Origin of the sequence: Streptomyces sp. UH6, from assembly GCF_013421635.1 — a bacterium.
Lineage (GTDB): Bacteria > Actinomycetota > Actinomycetes > Streptomycetales > Streptomycetaceae > Streptomyces > Streptomyces abyssomicinicus.
Window position 1 is genome coordinate 1 of sequence record NZ_JACADT010000293.1, and the last position, 6,141, is coordinate 6,141.

At 65.8% G+C, this 6,141-nt stretch carries 6 protein-coding genes and 2 pseudogenes; 5 read left to right on the forward strand and 3 right to left on the reverse strand.

The window, feature by feature from the left end:
* Together HW445_RS15700 and HW445_RS15705 are read left to right on the forward strand one after the other, a co-directional pair.
* A partial coding sequence (locus tag HW445_RS15700) for a transposase family protein (RefSeq protein ID WP_306673326.1) occupies positions 1 to 285 on the forward strand: 285 nt, incomplete at its 5' end.
* 15 nt (positions 286 to 300) lie between these two features.
* Positions 301 to 626 (forward strand): annotated as a pseudogene (locus HW445_RS15705) (transposase family protein); the annotation flags it as partial.
* 15 nt (positions 627 to 641) lie between these two features.
* On the opposite strand, the gene HW445_RS15710 reads toward HW445_RS15705, so the two are convergent.
* Together HW445_RS15710 and HW445_RS15715 are read right to left on the reverse strand one after the other, a co-directional pair.
* A complete protein-coding gene (locus tag HW445_RS15710) occupies positions 642 to 2,399 on the reverse strand; it encodes a hypothetical protein (RefSeq protein WP_180221643.1) in 1,758 nt (585 codons plus the stop codon).
* Between the two features lie 55 nt (positions 2,400 to 2,454).
* A pseudogene (locus HW445_RS15715) lies at positions 2,455 to 2,771 on the reverse strand (IS5/IS1182 family transposase); the annotation flags it as partial.
* 12 nt (positions 2,772 to 2,783) lie between these two features.
* Between HW445_RS15715 and HW445_RS15720 the strand changes: the two are divergent.
* Together HW445_RS15720 and HW445_RS15725 are read left to right on the forward strand one after the other, a co-directional pair.
* Complete coding sequence (locus tag HW445_RS15720; RefSeq protein WP_257231092.1) at positions 2,784 to 3,218, forward strand: hypothetical protein; 435 nt, start codon at positions 2,784 to 2,786, stop codon at positions 3,216 to 3,218.
* Positions 3,219 to 3,440: 222 nt separating this feature from the next.
* Positions 3,441 to 4,589, forward strand: a complete 1,149-nt coding sequence (locus HW445_RS15725) for a hypothetical protein (RefSeq protein ID WP_218957028.1) — start codon at positions 3,441 to 3,443, stop codon at positions 4,587 to 4,589.
* Positions 4,590 to 5,164: 575 nt separating this feature from the next.
* Here HW445_RS15725 and HW445_RS15730 read toward each other — a convergent pair.
* The gene (locus HW445_RS15730; protein WP_180221645.1) at positions 5,165 to 5,572 is read right to left on the reverse strand and encodes a hypothetical protein; all 408 of its coding nucleotides are present in this window, start codon (positions 5,570 to 5,572) and stop codon (positions 5,165 to 5,167) included.
* A gap of 177 nt (positions 5,573 to 5,749) precedes the next feature.
* On the opposite strand from HW445_RS15730, the gene HW445_RS15735 reads away from it, so the two are divergent.
* A partial coding sequence (locus HW445_RS15735) for an ADP-ribosylglycohydrolase family protein (RefSeq protein ID WP_180221646.1) occupies positions 5,750 to 6,141 on the forward strand: 392 nt, incomplete at its 3' end.

A 6,141-nucleotide genomic window follows, 5' to 3' on the forward strand; every position in this document is an offset into this window, starting at 1 on the left:
CGGCAGCACGGCATCATCGAAGCCCTCGCCGATGCGGAACTCAAATGCTGCGCGGACAAGGCATATCAAGGCGCCGACGGACCCGTCCGTGTACCGTTTCGGGGCCGCCGCCTCAAGCGATGGAAGCGTCGCCACAACACCACCCACGTCAAGATCCGCTGCCTCGGCGAGCGGGCCATGGCCACCATCAAGGGCTGGCGCCTCCTGCGGAAGCTCCGCTGCAGCACCAACCGAATTACCGACGTGGTGAAGGCCGTCCTCGTCCTTCACCACACATCAGCGTGAGGTTGGAAAAGGCTCACTCTCCCGCAGATCGCTGCTGGCTTCGGCATATCCGTGGACACCGCCCACCCCTACACCACCGCTGTCGTGGAGTTCTTGGTCGGCCGGGCGCCGGACTTGCTCAAAACCCTGCGCGAGCACAACCCCGACTACGTGCTCTCGACGACGCCGAGTGCGACCGGGTCGGCGACGGCCGGGCCGACTGCTCCCGCGACTACCGACGCCATGGCCTAAACGTCCAGGTCGTCACCGATCCCGAAGGCCGACTGCTGTGGATCTCGTCAGCACTGCCGGGCCGAACCCACAACCTGACGGCCGCCCGGACCCACCGCATCATCCGGATGAGCTCAATGTTTCATTCAGGGCAGCTCGGGTGTCAGGATTAGTCGATCCTTGAGGATCGCTGCGGGGTCAAGGCGAAGCAGTGGGAGGGTGATGGATATCCTACCTTCGACGCCAGATTCCCCTAGTGTAATTTCGCCTGCTTTCCATCGAGGTTTGGCGTTCGCAAGGAGCTCGCTAAGAAGCGTACCGAGCCGGTTCGCCATACGCGGGAGTTCCAAAACCCCCGTCGCTCCATAGAGTTCTTCGCTGGCACCGTGCAAAAGTTGCAGATTGGCAGGAATGATGTCGCCGAGCTGCTGCCACACCTTGCTAGTCCCGAATCCAGTCCGCGTAAGCAGGACATCATGGACTTCGACGCCACTAATTGTTACGCCGAAAATACGACTAAGGACATCATTTCTTCCTGCCTCATCGAGAGAGCGGAATCGACGTAGCTGTTCGAGCCCCTCCTCCACCCTACTTTCGAGACGCTTCACCATGCGAGCACCCTGCGGGGGAATCGGAGCCTTGGCCTGCAAGTGCATTAGCGCATTGCTGCGATGATCGTACACCAGCAAGTCGAATTCGCCAGAAATGCCTGCATGCGACCATTCCACATTTCGCTTTATGGCCAAGTGTCGGTCGCGCCCAAATTCCATTTCCGCGAGGTCGAGCAGTCGGGGCTCCATTTCGCGACTAACGAGATTGTCAAAAGTTGAGCGCTGACGCTTTGAGCACACATAAACAAGATTCCGCTGAGCCGTCATGTGCAGCAATACGTCCGGGCTAAACATGATCATGCGTCGCCCTACTTCGTCAGTGAAGTATGTGAACGGCGGAAAAAACCCTTCCCCGGCGGGAGTTCCGTCCCCCCTGAGGGTGAAAATATCCAGGATCTTGTTCAGTGTCGATTCGCCAAGACCAGTCAGGCTGGCCAGCATGCCCTCAACATAGTCGGCGCTAAGGAGGGGTGCATACCACTCCATCTGCTCCGCGAGCCATTTATTCCGATCGCTCTTGCGTGTCGCTTTCGCCGCCAGGCGACCCGCGTCCGCAGCTACGTCGAGCCACGTGCAAGCAAGCGCGGCAGTGGCGCGTTGAAAACGCAGAAACTCATCCATAGTCACACCGACAGCCGCACGCATGCCGCCATCGTAAAGTAGAGGCAGTTCTCGAGTCTCCATGATTGCGTAATAGAGGGCAGGGAGGATTAGATCCTTTCCATTCGTCTTGCCTGGCTCTTGAAGGATGTTTGTACGCGCGGAATTACTGAGAGGCGCCACTTGCAGGCGGGCGGGAACGGAGATTTCCGAAAGTAGAATGTCAAGCTCTTCCGCCTCTCGGATCGGCCCCTCAGGATGATCGAGGACATACACGCCATCTCCCCCGTCAACCGTAAACCATCCATGCCACAGTTCGGGGAATATTTCACAAGCGTGCCCGTACTGCACCAGATCACGCAGCTGAGGAATAAAGTCCGCGCTAATCGGCGAATGCGCGTCATGTGCGCTCGCCCCAATCGGCAGATCTGGGCATCTCGCGATGAGGGGCGCGAGATGGGACATTCTAGAGATGAATGCCTCCCCTTCGGCAGGTCGCGCAGACTTGGAGCCCTTGCCGGTGCCGTGCATAAGCTGATACACGACACCATAAAGAGCCGTTAGAAGGGATCTTTTCGGCAAATCAAGCAGTGGGAGTGCTGCGACGGAGGCATCGAGGGCCGCCTCGCGATTCAAGAGGTCCTGCCGGGCGTCAGACATGCATCCAAGGATGCCTTGCGCGGGCTGCGTCATACCGCAGCCTCCCCATTTGCGTAGGATGCCCTTGGCGGTGGTGGCCGAGGGCCTGCCCGATGTAGGCGCGGTCGGCGACGGCCAGGACGCAGATTTGGATGGCTCGCTGGGCGCGTGCTGCGGTCAGGTCGCGGGCTGGGCCTGGAAGTCGGCCTTCGGGATCGGTGACGACCCCTGCACGTTCACGCCGTTGCGTCGGTGTTTGGGCAAGTAGTCGGTGGGGCCGTCGCCCAGGCAGTCGCAATCGCCGAGGATGCCGTCCCAGAGCACGTAGTCGGCGTCGTGCTCACGCAGAGTCTTGGGCAGGCCCGGCGCCCGATCCGCGAGAAGTCGTACGAACGCCATGATGCAGGCGTGGGCGGTGCCCACGGAGAAGGGGGGCGCATGTCACGCGAGGCAGCCGATCACGAGGCAGGGTTGAAGGGGATCACCTTTCGCGCTTGGCACGGGAAGCACTATGTGACCCTGGCTGAGCTACTGGTCCGCCTCGGCAGTTTCGGCCTGGATCTGACATGGCGCGTCGAGTTCGACGAGATTGTCGACCCTCGCTGTGTCGAGATGGAGAAGAGGTCCGCCGACGCCGGTATGGACACCTTGACACTGCTGTCGCTGACGACCCCCCACCTCCAGTTGATCGACGCCGAGGCACGTGGCTTCGCCGAGGACAAGCTGATGGTCGTCCTGACCGAGTTCGACAGCTCGTTGTGGGACGTCGAGGCTGCCGATGAGCGCGTGCTCGACGAGCTGCGGCGCCACTATCCGGGTACGACAGACCTCCCCAGGACCGTGTGCCTCGGCGGCACGCAGCGGCCCGACTAGGTTGAGCGCATGACAAGCCTTGCTCACCCCCAACTCTCCGGGCTGGGACGGAACCCGTCGGCTCCTCAGGATGTCTTGGTACGTCTGGCGACACACAAGGCCGGCCGACACGGGATATCGCAGCGTCGCGGGCGGCTGGAGGACGCACTTGTCGATGCTCTGCTGAAGCACGGCGACCGCAGGACCGCGGTGGGCCTTCACGGGGACCGGATCTCCCCGCGAATGCGCCGAAGGATCGCCGAGCATCCCGATTCCGCGATCCGCGACGCGTTCACAGACTTCGTCCGCGACATGGTGGACCGCAACGTGCAGATCGGCATCGACGACCTGGAGGAAGCCTATGGCCGGCCTCGGACGATGCTCGTCGGCGCGCCGAGTCCGAGCCTGCGTGCTGCGGTCGCACGAGCCTGGCACGACCGGTCTCTCGCCGTGCAGGTGGAACTACTCGCCGACCCGGATCCGCAGGTCCGTGCCGCCGCCACCGAGCGCAGGGATCCGGGCGTCCCGCCCGAGTGGAGGGAGCGTTGCCTTGCCGACCCCGCGGTGCGCGTCAACGTGGCGCGCCACATCCCCCTCACGTCGGAGCAGTTCGCGCGGCTCGTGCGACACGAGGAGGAGGAGCTCCATCAGGCTGTCGCCGGTAACCCTTACCTGTCGGCAGAGATGGCTGCCCAGCTCCTGGGCATCGACGACCCGTTCGTGCGGGTCGCCGCCGCGCAGAGTCGGCATGTGGACGCCGAGACCCGGGACCGGCTGTACGCGCTCGTAGAAGCCGAACGCGCCGGCGGAAACATCGAGGCGGAAGTGGCTCTGAGCGGGACATTCGCCGAACCGGACTGGCTGCGCGAGGCGCCTCTCGACGAGCGGATGACCTACCTGGACTGCCGGTACACGACATTCCGGCGCGTACTGGCTTCCTGCCACGACCTGCCCGACGAGGCATGGCGTCGACTGGACAACGACCCGGACATCGTGGTCCGCCGTGCTGCCGCCCGTCGGCCGGGCACACCACCGGAGGTCCTGGAAGGACTGGTCCGCGCCCACGGCGACGCATTGCACATGCGACCGCTGCTCGTCGACCACCCCAACTTCCCTCGTGACGTGTTGCGCACGTTCGTCGACGAGTCGAGCCCGAACGTGCGCTACCTCGCCCTGCGGGACCCGGAACTACCCCTGCCGGACCTTCAGCAGCTCGCCGCCGCTGCCGAGCCCTTCCTGCGCCGCGGGGTCGCCCGCCACCCCAACGTCACGGACGTGTTGCTGGAGCATCTGCTCGGCGACCCGGACCCCGAGGTGGCCGACGACGCCGCCGCCAACTCCGCGCTGCGGCCGACCCGGATGTACCGGATCCTCACCGCTGCCGGCCTGTGACCTCGTGAGAGGTCCCGGCCGGGATCTTGCGGAGCAGGCGGGCGACGGAGCAGGCGGGCGACGGTGTCTGGCCCACGCCGTCGGCTCAGGGGGAGGTGGAAGCTTCTCGCAGGGCGGTTCGCACCTTCTTCACGTGCCGGGCGACCACGTCCTCCGGCAGCGCAGGCATGAGAGCCGCCGAGTCCGTACGCCGTGTGGTTCTCGATCCCCTTCGAGGAGAAGGCCATGTCCGCCCGGAGCGACTCGTCGCCCGACGCCAGGGGGTTCCCCGGCGAGAGCCTCGCACGCACCGTGGGCACGGGCATGGGCTCGTAGGCCAAGGACGCGCACTCCTGGAGGGCAGGCAGACCTCCGGCGTGGTGGTGGTGACCCATGTCCTCATGTCCGTCGGCGTCTCGCTGCCCAGACCTACGCCGTAGCGTCCCGCATCCCCTTCGGCCGGTCTCGCGGCTTCCAGTTCCTTCTGACCGGGCGGCCGCGCTCGAGCCGGGGGCGGCAGCTTGGGCGGCGGCGGTGTGGGGCCGCCACCTCGAGGCCGACAGCGTTGACGCCACCGGGGCGCCACGACGAGGCGATTACGCCCTGCGGCCCTCGGCCACGAGCCGGCGTGCGTACTGGTCCTCCGGGCCGATGTCCTCGACTGCTTGCTGAGCCTCCTGAACCCGACTCGTCCGGCACAACAGCCGGACGAGGACGTACAGGGCGCCACGGTCACCGTCTTCGGCGCGGCGACGCAGTGCCGCATCCATCCCCCGCTCCCCGAGCGACCTGTTGAGTGCCCGACGCGCGTGGCCGTCGTCGAGAGCGCGTGCCGTGAGCTCCGTGTACCGTGCCGCTCGGGCAAGCAGATCCATGTGCCACAGGTGGCTGTCGTGCATGTCGGGATCGTTGGAATGGCACTCGGCGTGGGCGCTCACCAGAGCGATCGCCACCTCCCACTCCCGTCCCTGCTCCGCCGCCCGGGCCCGCTCGCGCCAGTCCACGGTACGAGTATGACGGGCCGGCACGTCGGGCGACGCCGAAGGAACCGCCTCTCCCACCCGGTGAGTGCGAGGGGGTGCGAGGGGGTGCGAGCGGGCGGTGCCGGACGCTCCAGGCCGGAAGCCCGGCGGCTCCGAAACCGGAGTGCGGGAGCACCGTCGCGCTGCGATACTGCGCCGATGATCGACGTACCCACCGCTGCGCTGGACTCGTTGTACGGGCTCGCGTTCGGCGACGCCTTCGGCGACCGCTGGTTCGGCATCCTGCGCACGCAAGGGCCGGCGGCCCTGGAGGCGCGGACGCTGCCCCCGGAGCCGCTGTGGCGGTGGAGTGACGACACCGCTCAGGCGCTGATTCTCGTCCGGGAACTCGTCGAGGGCGGGGGCGTCGTCGACCAGGACCGCCTGGCCCTGGGTTTCGCGGCGGCCTACGCGGAGGACACGCACCGCGGCTACGGCGCCTCGATGCACGACGTGCTGCGCCGGATCGGCGCGGGTGAGCCCTGGCAGGAGGTGGTCGCCGGACAGTTCGGCGGCCAGGGCTCCTGGGGCAACGGCGCGGCCATGCGAGC